15 protein-coding genes are annotated in these 17335 nt (G+C 64.9%); 8 read left to right on the top strand and 7 right to left on the bottom strand.

Going from position 1 to position 17335, the window contains the following annotated elements:
* The 5 genes from rfbB to LXT13_RS11065 are packed head-to-tail and all read right to left on the bottom strand — an operon-like array spanning position 1 to position 6179.
* The gene (rfbB, locus tag LXT13_RS11085; protein ID WP_233371973.1) at positions 1 to 1059 is read right to left on the bottom strand and encodes a dTDP-glucose 4,6-dehydratase; all 1059 of its coding nucleotides are present in this window, start codon (positions 1057 to 1059) and stop codon (positions 1 to 3) included.
* Positions 1060 to 1062: 3 nt separating this feature from the next.
* Positions 1063 to 2508: a mannose-1-phosphate guanylyltransferase/mannose-6-phosphate isomerase gene (locus LXT13_RS11080; protein ID WP_233371972.1), complete on the bottom strand. Its 1446-nt coding sequence runs from the start codon at positions 2506 to 2508 to the stop codon at positions 1063 to 1065.
* 17 nt (positions 2509 to 2525) lie between these two features.
* Positions 2526 to 3542, bottom strand: coding sequence for a UDP-glucose 4-epimerase GalE (galE, locus tag LXT13_RS11075; RefSeq protein ID WP_233372003.1), 1017 nt, complete (start codon positions 3540 to 3542; stop codon positions 2526 to 2528).
* Entirely contained in the window at positions 3539 to 4768 is a 1230-nt protein-coding gene (locus tag LXT13_RS11070; RefSeq protein WP_233371971.1) for a hypothetical protein, read from the bottom strand. Before LXT13_RS11070 ends, galE begins: the two co-directional genes overlap by 4 nt.
* Positions 4769 to 4790: 22 nt before the next feature.
* Positions 4791 to 6179, bottom strand: coding sequence for an undecaprenyl-phosphate glucose phosphotransferase (locus tag LXT13_RS11065; protein WP_233371970.1), 1389 nt, complete (start codon positions 6177 to 6179; stop codon positions 4791 to 4793).
* A gap of 145 nt (positions 6180 to 6324) precedes the next feature.
* Here LXT13_RS11065 and LXT13_RS11060 point away from each other — a divergent pair, with 145 nt between their 5' ends.
* From LXT13_RS11060 to aspS, 6 genes are all read left to right on the top strand, one after another.
* Positions 6325 to 6843, top strand: coding sequence for a hypothetical protein (locus tag LXT13_RS11060; RefSeq protein ID WP_233371969.1), 519 nt, complete (start codon positions 6325 to 6327; stop codon positions 6841 to 6843).
* Complete coding sequence (gene ubiB, locus LXT13_RS11055; protein ID WP_233371968.1) at positions 6840 to 8405, top strand: ubiquinone biosynthesis regulatory protein kinase UbiB; 1566 nt, start codon at positions 6840 to 6842, stop codon at positions 8403 to 8405. Before LXT13_RS11060 ends, ubiB begins: the two co-directional genes overlap by 4 nt.
* Positions 8406 to 8471: 66 nt before the next feature.
* Entirely contained in the window at positions 8472 to 9935 is a 1464-nt protein-coding gene (locus LXT13_RS11050) for a high affinity choline transporter 1 (RefSeq protein ID WP_233371967.1), read from the top strand.
* 67 nt (positions 9936 to 10002) lie between these two features.
* Complete coding sequence (locus LXT13_RS11045; RefSeq protein ID WP_233371966.1) at positions 10003 to 10353, top strand: FmdB family zinc ribbon protein; 351 nt, start codon at positions 10003 to 10005, stop codon at positions 10351 to 10353.
* An 11-nt stretch (positions 10354 to 10364) separates the two neighbouring features.
* Entirely contained in the window at positions 10365 to 11036 is a 672-nt protein-coding gene (locus LXT13_RS11040; RefSeq protein ID WP_233371965.1) for a DUF502 domain-containing protein, read from the top strand.
* A gap of 97 nt (positions 11037 to 11133) precedes the next feature.
* Positions 11134 to 12924, top strand: coding sequence for an aspartate--tRNA ligase (aspS, locus tag LXT13_RS11035; protein WP_233371964.1), 1791 nt, complete (start codon positions 11134 to 11136; stop codon positions 12922 to 12924).
* 203 nt (positions 12925 to 13127) lie between these two features.
* Here the strand turns inward: aspS and LXT13_RS11030 are convergent, their stop codons facing one another.
* Positions 13128 to 14579 (bottom strand): serine hydrolase domain-containing protein, encoded by a 1452-nt coding sequence (locus LXT13_RS11030; protein ID WP_233371963.1) that lies wholly within the window; start codon positions 14577 to 14579, stop codon positions 13128 to 13130.
* Positions 14580 to 15035: 456 nt separating this feature from the next.
* Here LXT13_RS11030 and LXT13_RS11025 point away from each other — a divergent pair, with 456 nt between their 5' ends.
* Positions 15036 to 16181, top strand: a complete 1146-nt coding sequence (locus tag LXT13_RS11025; protein ID WP_233372002.1) for an IS630 family transposase — start codon at positions 15036 to 15038, stop codon at positions 16179 to 16181.
* Between the two features lie 219 nt (positions 16182 to 16400).
* Here LXT13_RS11025 and LXT13_RS28950 read toward each other — a convergent pair whose 3' ends face one another.
* Positions 16401 to 16574, bottom strand: a complete 174-nt coding sequence (locus LXT13_RS28950) for a helix-turn-helix domain-containing protein (protein WP_419964664.1) — start codon at positions 16572 to 16574, stop codon at positions 16401 to 16403.
* 210 nt (positions 16575 to 16784) lie between these two features.
* Here LXT13_RS28950 and LXT13_RS11015 point away from each other — a divergent pair, with 210 nt between their 5' ends.
* Positions 16785 to 17246: a hypothetical protein gene (locus LXT13_RS11015; protein WP_233371961.1), complete on the top strand. Its 462-nt coding sequence runs from the start codon at positions 16785 to 16787 to the stop codon at positions 17244 to 17246.
* Positions 17247 to 17335: the final 89 nt, after the last annotated feature.

Genomic DNA, 17335 nt, shown 5'->3' with positions numbered 1-17335 from the left:
TCAGCCGTTGTATTGCTTGGAGACCCAGTCCTTGTAGGCGCCGCTCTGGACGCGGGCGACCCACTCGGGATGGTCGAGGTACCACTGCACGGTTTTGCGGATGCCGGTCTCGAAGGTCTCGGCCGGGCGCCAGCCCAGTTCGCGCTCGATCTTGCGGGCGTCGATGGCGTAACGGCGATCGTGGCCCGGGCGGTCTTTCACGTAGGTGATCAGGCGAGAGTAGGGGCCTTCGGCCGAGGGCTTGAGCTCGTCAAGCAGCGCGCAGACCGTCTTGACGATGTCGATGTTGGCCTTCTCGTTCCAGCCGCCGATGTTGTAGGTCTCGCCCAGCTTGCCGCCGGCCAGCACGGCGCGGATGCCGCTGCAGTGGTCGGTCACGAACAGCCAGTCACGGATCTGCTGACCATCGCCGTAGACGGGCAGTGGCTTGCCGGCCAGTGCGTTGACGATCATCAGCGGGATCAGCTTCTCAGGGAAGTGATAGGGCCCGTAGTTGTTGGAGCAGTTGGTCGTGACGACAGGCAGCCCGTAGGTGTGATGCCAGGCGCGCACGAGATGGTCGCTGGCGGCCTTGCTGGCCGAGTAGGGACTGTTAGGCTCGTAGGGGTTGGTCTCGGCGAAGGGCGGGTCGGCCGGCGTCAAGGAACCGTAGACCTCGTCGGTCGAGACATGGTGGAAGCGAAACGCAGCCTTGGCGTCACCTTCGAGCGCGCCCCAGTAGGCCCGGGCGGCTTCCAGCAGCGTGAAGGTGCCGTCCACGTTGGTCTTGATGAAGGCGCCCGGCCCGTGGATGGATCGGTCCACATGGCTCTCCGCCGCGAAGTGGACGATGGCACGCGGCTTGTGCGCCGACAGCAGCGTGTCGACGAGGGCGCGATCGCAGATGTCGCCCTTGACGAAGATGTGGCGGGCGTCGCCATCGAGAGAGGCCAGGTTCTCGGGGTTACCGGCGTAGGTCAGTGCGTCGAGATTGACGACGGGTTCATCGGACTGGCGCAGCCAGTCCAGCACGAAGTTGCTGCCGATGAAGCCGGCGCCGCCGGTGACGAGGATGGTCATGGTTCAGGTCCTGCCGTAGGTATCTTCAAAACGGACGATGTCGTCCTCGCCGAGGTAGGAGCCGGACTGGACCTCGATGATCTCCAGCGGCACCTTGCCCGGGTTGGCCAGACGGTGAGTCTGGCCCAGAGGGATGTAGGTCGACTGGTTTTCGGTCAGCAGGATGGTCTTGTCGCCGTTGACGATCTCGGCGGTGCCACTGACGACGATCCAGTGCTCGGCGCGGTGGTGGTGCATCTGCAGGCTCAAGGAAGCACCGGGCTTGACCATGATGCGCTTGACCTGGTGGCGCGGACCGTTGTCGATGCTGTCGTACCAGCCCCAGGGGCGATGGACCTTGCGGTGCAAAGCCTGTTCGCCGCGCTGCTCCGCGCCCAGGCGGTTGACGATCTGCTTGACCTCTTGACTGCGGGCGCGGTCGCTCACTAGCACCGCGTCCGCCGTCTCGACGACAACGATATCGGTCAGGCCCACAACACCCACCAAGCGGCTGGTTGCATGCACCAGCGTGTTCCTGCTGTCGGCGATCAGCGCATCGCCAACGAAGGCGTTGCCGGCCTCGTCCTTCTCGGCGACCTGCCAGACGGCCTCCCAGGCGCCGAGGTCGTTCCAGCCGGCATCCAGCGCCACCATTCGCAGCGGGATGTCCGTGCCGGGGCAGCGCTCCATGACGGCGTAGTCCACGGACTCACTAGGCACCGCCGCGAATTCGGCCTTGCCCGGGCGCACAAACTTGTCATCGGTCTTGCGGGCGTCCCAGGCAGCGCGAGTGGCGGCCAGGATGTCCGGGCGGAAGCGCTCCAGCGCCTTCACCCAGACACTGGCACGCAGGACGAACATGCCGCTGTTCCAGTAGTAGCCACCCTCGGCAAGGTAGCGCTGTGCGGTCTCGAGGTTGGGCTTCTCGACGAACTGGGCCACGGCCAAACCGCCGGCCTCGGCCTGGGTTCGGACATAGCCGTAGCCGGTTTCGGGCCGGTCGGGTGTGATGCCCAGAATGGTGATGGCGCCTTCAGCGGCGATGCGAACAGCGTCCTGCAGCGCAGCCTTGAAGGCCGCGGCGTCGGTCACGGTCTGGTCCGCCGGCGTGACGACGAGGACCGGATCGTCGCCGCCTTCGAGCGCCGCCAGCGCGGCCAGCGTCAGCGCCGGCGCCGTGTTTCGGCCCTTCGGCTCCAGCAGCACGCTGCTGGGCTCCTGGCGGATTTCGCGCAGCTGATCCAGCACGAGGAAGCGGTGCTCGTCATTGCCGACGATGCAGGGCGCGCTCACATCGAAATCGGGCGCAGCCAGATCGGCCAGACGGCGCGCCGCCAACTGGAACAGGCTTTCGTTGCCGGACAGCACGAGGAATTGCTTGGGATAACCAGCGCGCGACAGCGGCCACAGGCGAGTGCCTGAACCGCCGGCCATGATGACGGGCAGGATCGAAGTCTTGTCGGAAGGCATCAAGCTTCTGCTTTTCTTCAGTTGAAACCTTGAGGATTTGTGTGTTGCCACCGCCAGCTGTCCTCGCACATGCGAGCCAGATTCAACTTGGCCTCCCAGCCAAGCAACTCGCGAGCCAGTGCCGGGTCTGCCCAGCAGGCCGCCACGTCACCGGCGCGGCGGGCGACAATCTCGTAGGGGATGCTGCGGCCGCTGGCCGCCTCATAGGCGCGGACGAGGTCCAGAACGCTGTAGCCCTGGCCCGTGCCGAGGTTGACCGTCAGCGAGCCAGCATTGTCGAGGAGCCAGCGCAGCGCGGCGACATGGCCTTCGGCGAGGTCGGTGACGTGGATATAGTCCCGTACGCCGGTGCCGTCCGGAGTCGGGTAGTCGTCCCCGAAAACCGATAGCTTGGCGCGACGGCCGACGGCGACCTGGGCGACGTAGGGCATTAGATTGTTCGGTGTACCGCGCGGGTCTTCGCCGATACGACCACTTTCATGCGCCCCGACGGGGTTGAAGTAACGCAGGCAGGCCGTCTGCCAGCTCGGGTCGGCCACGCCTATGTCGCGCAGGATCTGCTCGCCCATCAGCTTGGTTGCGCCATAGGGGTTGGTGGCGGACGTGGCGGCATCCTCGCGCAGGGGCAACTGCTCGGGTGCGCCGTAGACCGTAGCGCTAGAGCTGAAGACGATGCGGGAGCAGCCGTGGCGCTTCATCGTCTCGCAGGTGTTGACCAGGCCGCCCAGGTTGTTGCGGTAGTAGGCCAACGGCTGATTGACAGATTCGCCGACGGCCTTGAAGGCGGCGAAGTGAACGACCGCGGCGGGGCGGTGGCGGTCGAAGACCTCGTTCATGCGAGCGCTGTCGCAGACGTCGCCGGTTTCAAACTCGATCGCTGCCGGAGCGAGCTCTGCCAGCCGCTCCAGTACCTTGGGCGAACTGTTGGAGAAGTTGTCGATGCCGACGACGCGGAAGCCGGCGTGCTGGAGAGCCAGCCAGGTGTGGGAGGCGATGTAGCCGGTGGCACCAGTGAGGAGGACGACGGTCATCAGTAAAGGATTGCTTGCCCGTTGCAGCCGTAGCTGCTGGCGTTGAAGACGTATTGCGGCACGCTGTTGTCGCGGTTCACGTGGTCGTACTGGCACGACAGGATCAGCGACCGCGAGAAGGCCCAGCGCAAGCCCAAGCCGTAGGAGTCGGTGTTGTCAATGGCATCCGGTACGACAGCGCCCGTCGAACTGGTGCGCCGCCCTTTACGGCTGCTCGCATTGGCGTTCAGACTGATCTTGCCGGTCACCTCGTAATTGCTGGTGAGCTGCCACGATGTGTAAACGCGATTCAGGTCGGCACTGCGAACAACGCTCTCTTGACCGGTATCGCGAGAGTACTGGAGGCTGAGTTGCAGTTTGCGGGAGACGTCCCAGTTCCAGCCCACCGAACCGGTCGTGCCGCTGAAGTCGCGCAAAATATCGTCTAGCGAGTTCTTCGTTCGGCTGCGGCTGATGCGGGTGTTCACGGTGCTGTGGCCACCGACAGCCCAGCGCGTCGTGAAGTCAACGTCGTTGCGAGAGTAGTCGTTGGGTTGGGAAACAACCACCAACTGCGGTTTGGTGGGGTCTAAAGGATCAGGTTGCAGTGCCACGCCCACCGGATATCGCGGGTTCTGGCCTTTGGTGTGGCGCACCGCCAAGCCCAGCTTCACATTTCCGGCTGGCGTCGCGTAGAGGCCCAATGAGCCAGTATCCTGCCGGTAGACAAAGCGGTCGTACTCCTCCGCCGAGAAGTTGCGGCTTCGATGGTTCCAGCCTGCTTCCAGTATGTACCGCGTCGCGAGGCCGAGGCGTGCGGTGGCCTGGTACTCGTCGTTGGTCTCGATGTTCTTCTTCAGCACGGGATTGACCCCGGCGCCGAGGTTGAAATCCGCGAGCGACTGGTCCGACTTGGCGCTCAGGACACCCGACAGATCGCCCACCGTTTGCCAGTTGAGCGCCGCGCGCAGGCTGTGGGACCGGTAATTCAGGTCCTGGTTGGTTGAATACCGGTTCTGTTGCAGGGAGCCGTCCAGCGTCACATGTTGGCGGCCGTAGCGCTGGTCCAGCCCCGCCAGAAGGCCGACGCTGGTGACGCTGTCGTCCTTGGCATCTGTCGCCTGGCGGTAGACGTTGGACACGCGCGTGACGCCCAGCGAGCCGCCGGCGTAGAAGGGCGCTGTGTCGTCCGTTTGGGCGCTGGCCGGAGCGGCGAGTGCGGCGAGCGCGGTAGCCAAGGCCAGTGGCACGCGGCCTTGCGAGAAAGGAGGCTTAAAAGGCATGTCGGTCGAACACCACCAGCCTCACTGTCCGCAGGATGATCTGCATGTCGAGGGCCAGCGACCAGTTGCGCAGGTATTCCAGATCGTATTCGACACGCGCGGCCATCTTGTCCACGGTCTCGGTCTCACCGCGCAGCCCGTTGACCTGAGCCCAGCCGGTGATGCCCGGCTTGACCTTGTGTCGGACCATGTAGGCCTTGATGAGCTTGCGGTATTCCTCGTTGTGCGCGACGGCATGGGGCCGCGGCCCCACGATGCTCATGCGGCCCTGCAGTACGTTGATGAACTGCGGCAGCTCGTCCAGTGACGTGCGGCGGATGAATGCGCCGAACGGTGTGATGCGCGGGTCGCCCTTGGTCGCCTGCTTGACGACGGGGCCGTTGTCCTGTGTCCGCATCGAGCGGAACTTGTAGACGATGATTTCCTCACCATCCAGGCCGTTGCGGCGCTGCTTGAAGATGATTGGACCCGGCGAGCTCAGCTTCACGCCGATTGCGAGCCCCAGCAGGATGGGCGAGATCAGCACGAGGATGATGGACGCCAGCACAATGTCGCTGATGCGTTTGGCGAGCTGGTTCGTGCCGGTGAACGGCGTTTCGCAGATGCCGACGACTGGCACGCCGGACACATCCTGCAAGCGGCCCTGGATGATGCTGATGCCGAACACGTCCGGTACGAAGAACAACGACGCCGTCGTGCCTTGCACCTGTTCCAGCAGTTCCACAATGCGGGGCTGGGAACCCAGCGGCAGAGTGATGTACACCTCCCGCACACCCTTCTCGCGGACGAATTCGCTAAGCTTGGGCAGCGTGCCCAGCAACTCCGCGCCGGCGTCCGGATGCAGCCGCTCACGGTTGCGGTCATCGAAATAGCCCAGGCAGATGACGCCCTGGCTGTCGCGCAGTGCTCGCGCCACCTTGTGGCCCAGTGGGCCTGCGCCGACGATGACGGCGGTACGACGGGCACTCGGGTCGCGGGCTCGCCAGCGTTGCACGCGGCGACCCGCCTCAACGGCCGCGATCTGCAGGAGGGGCGTGATGACCGCCCACCAGATCAGCACCTCGTCTTCGAAGTAGTGCAGGCTGTTCGTCGCGTAGCCGCACAGCAGCAGGATGCCGAGCAGCACCAGCCAGGACGACACGACGTCGACGATGGCGCTGGCGGGGTGCTCGCTGAAGCGATTGCGGCCCGGAAAGGTCAACGCGAAGACCAGCAGGCACAGCGTCAGCGTGGGCCGCAGGATCGGCTCGTCGAAATGGCCGTTCACGGCCAGGAACGTGAGGACGATGATGCCGGGCTCGAGGAAGGCCGCGATCAGCGATTCGACCGACTGCGGCGCGCTGTAGAACGTCCTCTTGTAGCTGCGATCCTCGAACATCTTGGTATTGGAGTTGGCCCTGATGGGAGAGGGCTTGCAAAAACCGATCCGGGATTCTCTCCCAACAATTTTGACAACTGGACGGGGTCCGTCCCCTGTTCAGGGTCCGCTGCCTACAATCTTGAGCATGCCTGTTTCCTGGCCCATGCCCCCCCTGTCGCCGCTGTTGGTGCCTGCTCTGCAGGACCGCCTCGTCCTGCTCATTAACCATGTCGTGTCTAGGGAGCCCATCGCCGTTCAGCGGCTGCGGCCCTGGGCGGGTCGGGAGCTGGTGGTTCACCTGCAAGGATGGCCGACGCTGTTACCTGCGGCACCGGATTTGATACTGATCGTCACGCCTGCCGGCTTGTTCGAGCGGTTTGACGCGTTGTCGACCGGCGCTGCGGGCCTGCGCGTGGAGCTCGACGCGTCCAATCCCGCGCGCCTGGCGCTGGGCGTGCTCAGTGGTGAGGCACCTCGCGTCCACGTGCAGGGGGATGCCGCGTTCGCGGGCGAGATGCATTGGCTCATGGACAACCTGCGGTGGGATGTCGAAGACGACCTGGCCGGCATCGTCGGGCCTCTGGCGGCGCGTCAGCTGGGGCAGTTCGCCCGTGCTGTCCGGCGCACGCTGGCCGGCATGGCGCAGCGCCTGACGCCGTCGACGTCCGGTACCGGCGCATGAGGTTCGTTTCCCGGCTGCTGGTCATCCTCTGGACGATCTGGCGCTTCGGCCTCGATGACCTGGCGCTGTCCGGCCTGCAACGCCGCCGTTTTCAGGTGTTGAGGCGTGTCACGCGGCTCGGTCGCCGCTGGCAGGAGCCTCGCGGCGTGCGTCTGCGCCTCGCCTTGGAGCGCCTGGGCCCCATCTTTGTGAAGTTCGGGCAGGTCCTGTCGACGCGGCGCGACTTGCTGCCGGCTGACGTGGCACTGGAGTTGGCCAAGCTGCAGGACCGGGTGCCACCGTTTCCCGCGGCGCTGTCGCGTGAGATGGTGGAGCGCGCGTTCGGCCAGCCGCTGGAAGCGCTGTTCGCCACGTTCGATGCGGAGCCGGTGGCCAGCGCGAGCATCGCCCAGGTCCATTTCGCGACGCTGAAGGATGGCCGCGAGGTCGCCGTCAAGGTGCTGCGCCCCGGCATGCTGGACGTCATCGACGACGATCTGGCGTTGATGCGCCAACTCGCCGTTTGGATCGAGCGCTTCTCGGTAGACGGCCGGCGCCTGAAGCCGCGCGAGGTCGTCGCAGAGTTCGACATGTACCTGCACGACGAGCTGGACCTCGTCCGAGAGGCCGCAAACGCCGCCCAGCTGCGCCGCAACATGGAGGGGCTGGGCCTCGTGATGGTGCCGGAGATGCACTGGGACTTGTGCAGCCCGCAGGTCATCGTCATGGAGCGCATGAAGGGCGTGCCGATCTCGCAGCGCCCCGTGCTGGAAGAGGCGGGCATCGACATCAAGAAGCTCGCCCGCGACGGCGTGACGATCTTCTTCACCCAGGTGTTCCGCGACGGCTTCTTCCATGCCGACATGCACCCCGGCAACATCCAGGTCAGCCTGGCGCCCGAGACCTTCGGCCGCTACATCGCGCTCGACTTTGGCATCATCGGCACGCTGACCGAGGTGGACAAGGACTACCTGGCGCAAAACTTCATCGCCTTCTTCCAGCGTGACTACAAGCGGGTGGCCGAGCTGCACATCGCGTCCGGCTGGGTGCCGCCAGAAACCCGGGTCGATGCCCTGGAAAGTGCCGTCCGCGCCGTCTGCGAGCCTCATTTCGACCGGCCGTTGAAGGACATCTCGCTCGGGCAGGTGCTGATGCGGCTGTTCCAGACGTCGCGCCGCTTCAACGTCGAGATCCAGCCGCAACTGGTGCTGCTGCAGAAGACGCTGCTCAATGTGGAGGGGCTGGGCCGCCAGCTCGACCCCGAACTGGACCTGTGGGCCACGGCCAAGCCCTTCCTGGAGCGCTGGATGAACGAGCAGGTCGGCTGGCCGGCGTTCCAGAAGCAGCTGATGAAGGAAGCGCCGCGCTTTGCGCAGTTGGTGCCGGAGCTGCCGCGGTTGCTGCATGACGCGCTCAAGTCGCAGGCTCGCCGCGATGGCGGAAGCGCTGAGCTGCGTGCGCTGGTGCGCGAGCTGCGCAGCACGAACCGGCTGCTGTCGGGCCTGTTGTGGGGCGCTGCGGGCTTTGCGCTTGGCATCGCCCTTGCGTGGCTGGCGTTGCGCTTTCTGGCCCCCGTCTACTGACCGAGCGCCGGCGTGGCGACTCCATAATCCGCGCCACTTTTTCCGGCCCCTCGCTACCTCGACACCATGAACACCACGCTCATCGTCTTCGTCGTGCTCTACCTGCTCGGCACGCTGGGCATCGGCGTCTGGGCGGGCACGCGGGTCAAGAACACGTCGGACTTCGCCGTCGCCGGCCGCAGCCTGCCGCTGGTCATGGTGATCACGACCACGTTCGCGACCTGGTTCGGCGCCGAGACGGTCATGGGCCTGCCGGCCAAGTTCGTGCAGGGGGGCTTGAACGCGGTTGTCGAGGATCCGTTCGGTGCGGGCCTGTGCCTCGTGCTCGTGGGCGCGTTCTTCGCGGCCAAGCTGTACCAGAAGAACCTGCTGACCATCGGCGACTTCTACCGCCAGCGCTTCGGCAAGGGTGTCGAGATCTTCTGCTCGCTGGCCATCATCCTGAGCTATCTCGGCTGGGTGGCTGCGCAGGTGACGGCGCTGGGCCTGGTCTTCAACATCCTGACCGACGGCGCGATGAGTCCGCAGACCGGCATGATCGTCGGCCTGCTGGCCGTGCTGGTCTACGTTGTCATCGGCGGCTTCCTGGCCGTGGCCTGGACGGACTTCATCCAGATGATCGTGCTGGTCGTCGGGCTGGGCATCATCGCCATCTTCGCGGCGGACCTGGCCGGCGGCACGGGCAAGGTGCTGGACCTGGCCAAAAGCCGCGACCTCGGACGCTTTCTGCCCGAACCCAGCTTCACGCAACTGGCCATGTTCATCGGCTCGGGCCTGACGATGATGCTGGGCTCCATCCCGCAACAGGACGTGTTCCAGCGCGTCATGTCCGCCAAGGATGCCCGCACCGCCCAGGCCGGCGCGATGATCGGTGGCTTCAGCTACATCGCGTTTGCCTTCGTGCCGATGTTCATCGTGCTGGCTGCCGTGGCCGTCATGGGTGACAAGGCGCTGGAGCTGGCGCAGAACGACTACCAGCGCGTGTTGCCCAGCTTCGTCATGGGCCACATGCCGCTGTTCATGCAGATCCTGTTCTTCGGCGCGCTGCTGTCGGCCATCAAGAGCACGTCCTCGGCCACGCTGCTGGCGCCGACCACCAGCTTCGTCGAAAACATCCTCAAGCAGATCCGCCCGGGCATGAGCGACAAGCAGCAACTCGTCGCGATGCGCGTCACCCTCGTTATCTTCGCCTTCGCCGTGCTGGCCTACGCCATCGCGCTGCAAGGCACGCCGATCTACGACCTGGTCAGCGCCGCCTACCAGGTGACGCTGGTGGCGGCCTTCGTTCCACTGGTGTTCGGCCTGTACTGGGGTCGTGCGACGACGCAGGGCGCGGTGTTCTCCATCGGCGCCGGCGTGGCGGTCTGGGTGGTCTTCTTCCCGCAGGTGACGACCTGGGGTGAGTTGTTTCCGGGGCAACTGGCCGGGCTGCTGGCGGCGCTCCTGGGCATGGTCGTCGGGTCGCTCGCGCCGCAGGTGCTGACGAACCGCCATGAGCACGTCAGCCATCATTTGCAGCCCCACGGCTGACGAAGGCGGCTTGAAGTCGGCGCGGGGGCCCTAAAATCACGGGCTTTGCCCACTCTTTTGCACCACCATGCCGATCTACGCCTACCGCTGCAGCGCCTGTGGCCATGCCAAGGACGTGCTGCAAAAGCTTTCTGACGCACCTCTAACCACCTGTCCGTCCTGCGGGGCCGAGGCCTTCGGCAAGCAGGTCACCGCCGCCGGCTTCCAGCTCAAGGGCTCGGGCTGGTACGTGACCGACTTCCGCGGCGGAAGCAACGCCGGCGCCGCCTCGGGGGGCGGATCGACGCCCGCGGCCGAGCCGGCCAAGGGCGAAGCTGCGAAGGGTGACGCTGCCAAGAGCGAGTCCGCCAGCGGCGGCTCGACGGAGTCCTCGGCCGCGCCGTCCGCGGCGTGCGGCGGCTCCTGCGCCTGCCACTGAATCGGATCGACGTGGGCGCCTCACTTCGCAAGTACCTCGTTGCCGGCCTGCTGGTCTGGCTGCCGCTTGCCATCACCGTCTGGGTGCTGTCGCAGGCGCTGGATGTCATCAACGGCGTCTTCGCATCGCTGCTGACGGCGCTGTCGCTGATCGTGCCGGCTTCGCTGCGCGAGGGGCTGCTGGAACTGCGGCATGTGCCGGGCCTAGGCGTGGTCATCCTGGCCGGCGGCCTGCTCGTCACGGGCGTCTTCGTGGCCAACATCTTCGGCCAGTGGCTGCTGCGGCAGTGGGACCGGCTGATGTCCCACATCCCCATCGTCAAGAGCATCTACAGCTCGGTCAAGCAGGTGTCGGACACGCTGTTCTCCAGCAGCGGCAACGCCTTCCGCGAGGCCGTTCTGGTGCAATACCCGCGCGCCGGGTCCTGGACCATCGCCTTCGTGACCGGTACGCCCAGCGGCGAAGTCGCCTGCCATCTCGACGGCGAGCACACCAGTGTTTACGTGCCGACGACGCCCAACCCCACGTCGGGTTTCTTCCTCATCGTCCCGACGGCCGACATCAAGCCGCTGCACATGACGGTGGACGAAGCGCTGAAGTACATCATCTCGATGGGCACTGTCGCCCCGCTGCCGCATCCGGGCGCCCCCGTCGAAGGCGCCGCGCTCCCCGGCCGAAATTGACGGGGTTGGGCGCCATGGCTGGCGCCCAATCCTGAGAGCCCAGCGAGCTCATCCGCGCCTCACCGAACACCCCTGCCAAGAATTCCGGAGAACCTCCATGCGTACCTGCTATGCCGGCCAAGTCAGCGAGAAGCTGCTGGACCAGACCGTGACCCTGATGGGCTGGGCCCATCGCCGCCGTGACCACGGCGGCGTCATCTTCATCGACCTGCGCGACCGCGAAGGTCTCGTGCAGGTCGTCTGCGACCCGGACCGCCCCGACATGTTCAAGGTGGCGGAAGAAGTCCGCAACGAGTTCTGTCTCAAGATCGTCGGCAAGGTGCGTGCGCGCCCGGCCGGCACCGACAACGCCAACCTCGTTTCCGGCAAGGTCGAGATCTTGTGCCACGAGATCGAGGTGCTGAACCCGTCCGTCACGCCGCCGTTCCAGCTCGACGACGACAACCTGTCCGAGACGACGCGCCTGACGCACCGGGTGCTGGACCTGCGCCGTCCCTACATGCAGAACAACCTGATGCTGCGCTACCGCGTCGCGATGGAAGTGCGCAAGTTCCTGGACGAGCACGGCTTCGTCGACATCGAAACGCCGATGCTGACCAAGAGCACGCCCGAAGGCGCGCGCGACTACCTCGTGCCCAGCCGTGTGCACGACGGCCACTTCTTCGCGCTGCCGCAGTCGCCCCAGCTGTTCAAGCAGCTGCTGATGGTCGCGGGCTTCGACCGCTACTACCAGATCACGAAGTGCTTCCGCGACGAGGACCTGCGCGCTGACCGCCAGCCTGAGTTCACGCAGATCGATATCGAGACCTCGTTCCTGACCGAGGAAGAGATCCGCTCGATGTTCGAGGGCATGATCCGCCACGTCTTCCGCAAGACGATGAACGTCGAGCTGGGTGACTACCCGGTCATGAAGTACTCCGAGGCGATGCACCGCTTCGGCTCCGACAAGCCCGACCTGCGCGTGAAGCTCGAGTTCACCGAGCTGACCGACGCGATGACCACCGTGGACTTCAAGGTCTTCTCGGGCCCGGCCACGACGCCGGGCGGCCGCGTCGTCGCGCTGCGCGTGCCGGGCGGCGGCTCCATGAGCCGTGGCGAGATCGACGCCTACACGGAGTTCGTCAAGATCTACGGCGCCAAGGGTCTGGCCTGGGTCAAGGTCAATGAGGTCGCCAAGGGCCGTGAGGGCCTGCAGTCGCCCATCGTCAAGAACCTGCACGACGAGGCCATTGCCGAGGTGCTCAAGCGCACCGGAGCCAAGGACGGCGACCTGCTGTTCTTCGGCGCGGACAAGGCCAAGGTCGTCAACGATGCCATCGGTGCGCTGCGCCTGAAAATCGGCCACAGCGAGTTCGGCAAGGCCAGCGGCCTGTTCGAAGATCGCTGGGCGCCGCTGTGGGTGGTCGACTTCCCGATGTTCGAGTTCGACGACGACGCCAACCGCTGGAACGCGGTGCACCACCCGTTCACGGCGCCCAAGGACGGTCATGAGGACTTCATGACGACCGACCCGGGCAAGTGCGTGGCCAAGGCCTACGACATGGTGCTCAACGGCTGGGAGCTTGGTGGTGGCTCGGTGCGTATCCACCGCGCCGAAGTCCAGGCCAAGGTGTTCGACGCGCTCAACATTGGCGCCGAGGACCAGCGCATCAAGTTCGGCTTCCTGCTGGATGCGCTGCAGTACGGCGCACCCCCGCACGGCGGCCTGGCCTTCGGTCTGGACCGTCTCGTCACGCTGATGACCAAGGCCGAGTCCATCCGCGACGTCATCGCCTTCCCCAAGACCCAGCGCGCTCAAGACTTGCTGACGGGTGCCCCGTCGCTGGTGGACGAGAAGCAGCTGCGCGAGCTGCACATCCGCCTTAGGAACGCGACGCCGGCGGCCTGATCGACACGCCCGTTAGGCACTCAAGACAAAGCCCCGCACTGCGGGGCTTTGTCGCTTTCGGAGGCCACCCTCATGAACGATCGGGCAGCCAAGCGCAGCGATCACCTGCTGTTCATGTGCCACAGCGCTTCGGAGGCATCCACGACAAGCTGCTAGAGGGGCCGGCCGGCCGCCCCTTGCGATCCGCGGACTTGGCGAAGCGGTCACCGCGGAGCTTCGTTTGTCCGCCGGCGCGACCAGAAGATCAGCAACAGGGCGCCCGCCACGCCCAGTGACACGGGGGCAGGCTCCGGCACCTGGGAGATCAAGGCGGCCGGTACACCGGCATGTTCCAGCGCACCGGTGAAACCCGCCACGTCCAGTCCGTTGACGATGCCGTTGCCGTCGAAGTCGCCCGCGAGATAGCGAGCGCCCGGGTGAGCCAGACCAAAGGCTGAACTGCTTCCCAGAGCAACGGCGTCCTTGAACAGCTTGATGTCGTCTGACTTCAGCCACTGATCACCCGTGAAGTCGCCGGCATACGTCAGCGCCGCCGGCCATTTGCCGATCCCCTCGAGGATCGATTGCATGCTGTTCACCAAGGACTCCGAATAGGAGCCATTGCCGGGCCGCTGGTTGAAGAGGATGGAATACGTCCAGTCCTTCCAGCTGGCCTGCAGCATCAACGTGTCCGTGCCGTCGAGCGAGCCGGTGTGGTACCACCCGTAGTCCTTGTAGGTCGTGTAGTCGGCGCGCAGCGTGCCGATCTCGGGGCCAGCGGCGATGCGATCCACGGCAAGTAGAGCGATGGCCTTGGCAGAGCCCACCAGCCCACCAAACGCCAGCGCCTTCTCCTGGTCCCAGGACCCGTACGGGTTAGACACGTAAGGTCCGCTCGGGTCGAAGACGTTCGGGGACTTGTAAGGGCTGCTGTAGGACGGCTCTCGCGAACTCTGGTCCGCGGCGAAGGTACGTCCGGCGTCGACCTCCCAGGCGGGGATTCCGGCATGTGCCAGCACATGGCTGTCGACATAGCTCTCGTAGCCCTGCCCCGAACGAGCCTCGACCACCATGCCAAGGAACATGTAGCCGATGTTGGAGTAGGCCGACGAGGTTCCAGGCTGAAACTGCAGCGGCTGGCTGAGGATGTAGCTGGCAGTCGCGCCGATGCCCGGGGGGCTCTTCAAACCCATGGCGCTGGCAATCTGCACGTCGCGGAACGCCAGGTCTCCGGCGGTGTCGCGGTTCCAGCCGCCCTTGTGCTGCAGCAGTTCCCGCACGGTGATGTCGGCCAGGCGAGCGTCGCCCAGCGTGCCGTTGTACGGCGAGACGTTCAGGATGCCGCCGTTGCCGTTGATGTTGAACACCCTGTCGTCCAGGCCGAGCCGGCCGTCCTTGGCGAGCTGCTGGATTGCCGAGGCCGTGATCGGCTTGGAAACGCTCGCCAATCGCATCTGCGCCGTCTCCTGCATCGGCACGCTGAGCGCTGCATCGCTGTAGCCAAAGCCGCGGTCGTAGATGACCGAACCGCCGTGCGTGATGGCCAGCGTTGCACCCGGAATATTCCAGACGCCCATCGAGTTCTGCATCAGCAAATCGACCGCGGAGAGTTCCGGGACGTACGTTCCGGACAGCGGCAGGTCCGCCAGCGCCGGCTGTGCGGCCAGTGCTGCCAACAAAGCCCAGAAGCACGTGCCGCGGCTCGCGGCTGCCTGTAAGGCATTAGCCATCCCATCGCTCCTCAACAAAAGCCAACGAACATTTGAATGGCGCGGATGGTGGGAGTTCCGGGAGCGGAGGTCTATCAAAAATCGCGTTGGCGGAAGGACTCGTCCTATCGGTTGCGGAACTGCGCGGATGGCGCTCGTTTTGAGTGTCGGAATCCGTAGTCAGATTCCGTACATGGCGACTCTGATGACCCTGCTATGGAGCCGGTTGGGTGACCCGCCTCGCGACACAGACCGCCGGAGGCCGGAGTGGGCCTTGCCGACCCGTGCCGTGATCGCCTGCCCGCGACAGGGCTCATCCCAGCTCATTGCACATCACCCGGCGGGCAGCTAGTGTCCTGTCCCGTTAGTTCCTGGCATTTATCCTGCGTGCCATTGCGGTATCTTGGAACTGGAGATGCCGCGATGAGGACGGGCCGACCGAAGGTTGAACTGCTGCTGGCTGACGAGGAGCGCACACAGCTTCCGTCGTTTGCTCACAGCCGCTCGCTGCCTGCTGCGTTGAGCACGCGGGCACGCATCGTTCTCAGCAGCGCGGACGGCGAACTCAATAGCGCCATTGCCGCGCGCCTGAAGCTCACCCAGGCCACTGTGGGGAAGTGGCGCACGCGGTTCATCGAGCGACGCATTGCCGGGCTGTACGACGACGTGCGCCCTGGCGAGCCCCGCACGATCGACGATGAGCGTGTGGCGCAGTTGATCAAGACCACGCTGCATACCAAGCCGGCCAATGGCTCGACTCACTGGAGCGTGCGCACCGTGGCCGCCGAGACCGGCATCTCCAAGACCAGCGTGCAGCGCTATTTCCAGCTCTTCGGGCTGCAGCCCCATCGCACCGAGAGCTTCAAGCTGTCCAACGATCCGTTCTTCATCGGGAAGCTGCGCGACGTGGTGGGTCTGTACCTGAGCCCCCCGGACAACGCGCTGGTCATCTGCGTGGATGAGAAGAGCCAGTGCCAGGCACTGGAGCGCACGCAGCCGATGCTGCCTCTGGGCTTCGGCTACGTCGAGGGCGTCACGCACGACTACAAGCGTCACGGCACGACCACGCTATTCGCAGCGCTGAACGTGCTCAATGGCGCCGTGCTGGCCGCCTGCAAGCCGCGTCGCCGGCACCAGGAGTTCCTGTCCTTCCTGCGCGAGATCGACAAGGCGGTGCCGGCCGAATTGGACGTCCACTGCCTCTGCGACAACTACGCCACCCACAGCCACCCGAAGATCAAGGCCTGGCTGGCCACCAGGCCACGTTGGCACATGCACTTCATCCCGACCTATAGCTCGTGGCTGAACCAGGTCGAGCGCTTCTTCGCGCTGATCACCGACAAGGCCATCCGCCGCGGCTCGTTCACCAGCGTCAAGCAACTCGTGCAGCGCATCGACCACTTCGTCGCGGCGCACAACGCCAATTGCCAGCCGTTCAAGTGGACCGCTACTGCAGACTCAATCTTCCAAAAGCTGCATCGACTTTGCTCGCGTATCGGCGGGACAGGACCCCAGGAAGGGAGCGCAATGCAAAACAACTCGCTGCGCACCCGCGTAAGCTTTGCATAGCGTTCGAGACCTAGGTACTCATGGGAATGACGCCGGAGAAGTGCCGGGGCGACGCCTGTGCTCATCGCGGTGCTGACGCAGGCCAGCGGCGTTAGTGAGCCGGAGGCTGACGATGTCCAACATGAACTGCCTGCCGTTGTGCTGCGCCGCAAGGTCGCCATCTACGTACGCCAGGCCAAGCAGCCAACGCCCTTTCGGATTTGCGAGTGTCAGTGCCTCTTAGCGCTCCACGTAATGGTGTTCGAACTCTCTCATCAGCACTGGCAGGCTGCAGTTCAAGGCGGCGGCAATCCTGACGACACCCACGAAATTCGGGGCGGTTCGACCAGTCTCAATCATTGAAATGTTGGAGCGTCCCACGTTGGACGCTAGGGCCAGCGCCTCCTGCGACATGCCTTGAGCCACTCTCACCGAAGCGATGGCCTTCCCAAGCGCCGCTGCGACTTTCGGATCGGTCGACTGCGATCCTGAAGGGCGACCTCTCCTCACGACGTTCTTGCTGACTGCCATGCCAGAAGCGTCGGCCGATGATATTTTTAAAACAATATTTAATTAAATACAAAATCCACTATCATTCAGTCGTTCGGCATGAAGTGAGTTCGCATGCCTGCCGCTAATGGTGTGGTGTACGGCCGACCGACCCTCGTCGTCTCGAAGGAGCAAGACATGGCAAATCGTCTTTCAAAGTCGCGCCGAGAGGCGCCGGCGCCAACCTCTCACCCCAGCGATGAGGAAAACCGGGACGACAAGTCCGCCCGCCTACACGAGGCCTGGAACTTCCTCGATGAGGCGTCGAATGATTTGGTCCGCGCCGAAGCCATCGTCGACCTTCTCGGGTTGGAAATGCAGGCGTCCAGGCATCAGCTCTACGCGGCCACGATCGCGGGAGAGTTCCTGAGGGCGGCAAGTGCTCGGGTGTCTGAGGCTCGCGAGTTGGTGCGACCTGCCAATAAGCGGGGCGTTCCCACTGGCGCTGTCTTGAATGGCCTTGATGACGATTCTGCGCGGCGAGGTGATGCCGCGGTGGTCCATGCTGTGATGCAGGACGCTGCTGATCTCCAATAGGGCGGAGTCCTTCAGGCGGGGCTTGCAGTCTGACGCAGAGTCCGACCGCTCAAAAGCCCCGCGCGAGGCCGTCGGTTGCGGCGAGGCCC

This window comes from Pelomonas cellulosilytica, assembly GCF_021353265.1.
GTDB classification, from domain to species: Bacteria; Pseudomonadota; Gammaproteobacteria; order Burkholderiales; family Burkholderiaceae_C; genus Pelomonas; species Pelomonas cellulosilytica.
The sequence above is the reverse complement of the archived record's forward strand: the minus strand, read 5'-3'. Positions and strand labels throughout refer to the sequence as shown.

Excerpts from the sequence above, each read along its gene's own strand:
- LXT13_RS11015 (WP_233371961.1), top strand. The coding sequence starts at position 16,785 with ATGCCTGCCGCTAATGGTGTGGTGTACGGCCGACCGACCCTCGTCGTC.
- LXT13_RS28950 (WP_419964664.1), bottom strand. The coding sequence starts at position 16,574 with ATGTCGCAGGAGGCGCTGGCCCTAGCGTCCAACGTGGGACGCTCCAAC.
- LXT13_RS11065 (WP_233371970.1), bottom strand. The coding sequence starts at position 6,179 with ATGTTCGAGGATCGCAGCTACAAGAGGACGTTCTACAGCGCGCCGCAG.
- LXT13_RS11060 (WP_233371969.1), top strand. The coding sequence starts at position 6,325 with ATGCCCCCCCTGTCGCCGCTGTTGGTGCCTGCTCTGCAGGACCGCCTC.
- LXT13_RS11025 (WP_233372002.1), top strand. The coding sequence starts at position 15,036 with ATGAGGACGGGCCGACCGAAGGTTGAACTGCTGCTGGCTGACGAGGAG.
- ubiB (WP_233371968.1), top strand. The coding sequence starts at position 6,840 with ATGAGGTTCGTTTCCCGGCTGCTGGTCATCCTCTGGACGATCTGGCGC.
- LXT13_RS11045 (WP_233371966.1), top strand. The coding sequence starts at position 10,003 with ATGCCGATCTACGCCTACCGCTGCAGCGCCTGTGGCCATGCCAAGGAC.
- rfbB (WP_233371973.1), bottom strand. The coding sequence starts at position 1,059 with ATGACCATCCTCGTCACCGGCGGCGCCGGCTTCATCGGCAGCAACTTC.
- aspS (WP_233371964.1), top strand. The coding sequence starts at position 11,134 with ATGCGTACCTGCTATGCCGGCCAAGTCAGCGAGAAGCTGCTGGACCAG.
- LXT13_RS11080 (WP_233371972.1), bottom strand. The coding sequence starts at position 2,508 with ATGCCTTCCGACAAGACTTCGATCCTGCCCGTCATCATGGCCGGCGGT.
- LXT13_RS11050 (WP_233371967.1), top strand. The coding sequence starts at position 8,472 with ATGAACACCACGCTCATCGTCTTCGTCGTGCTCTACCTGCTCGGCACG.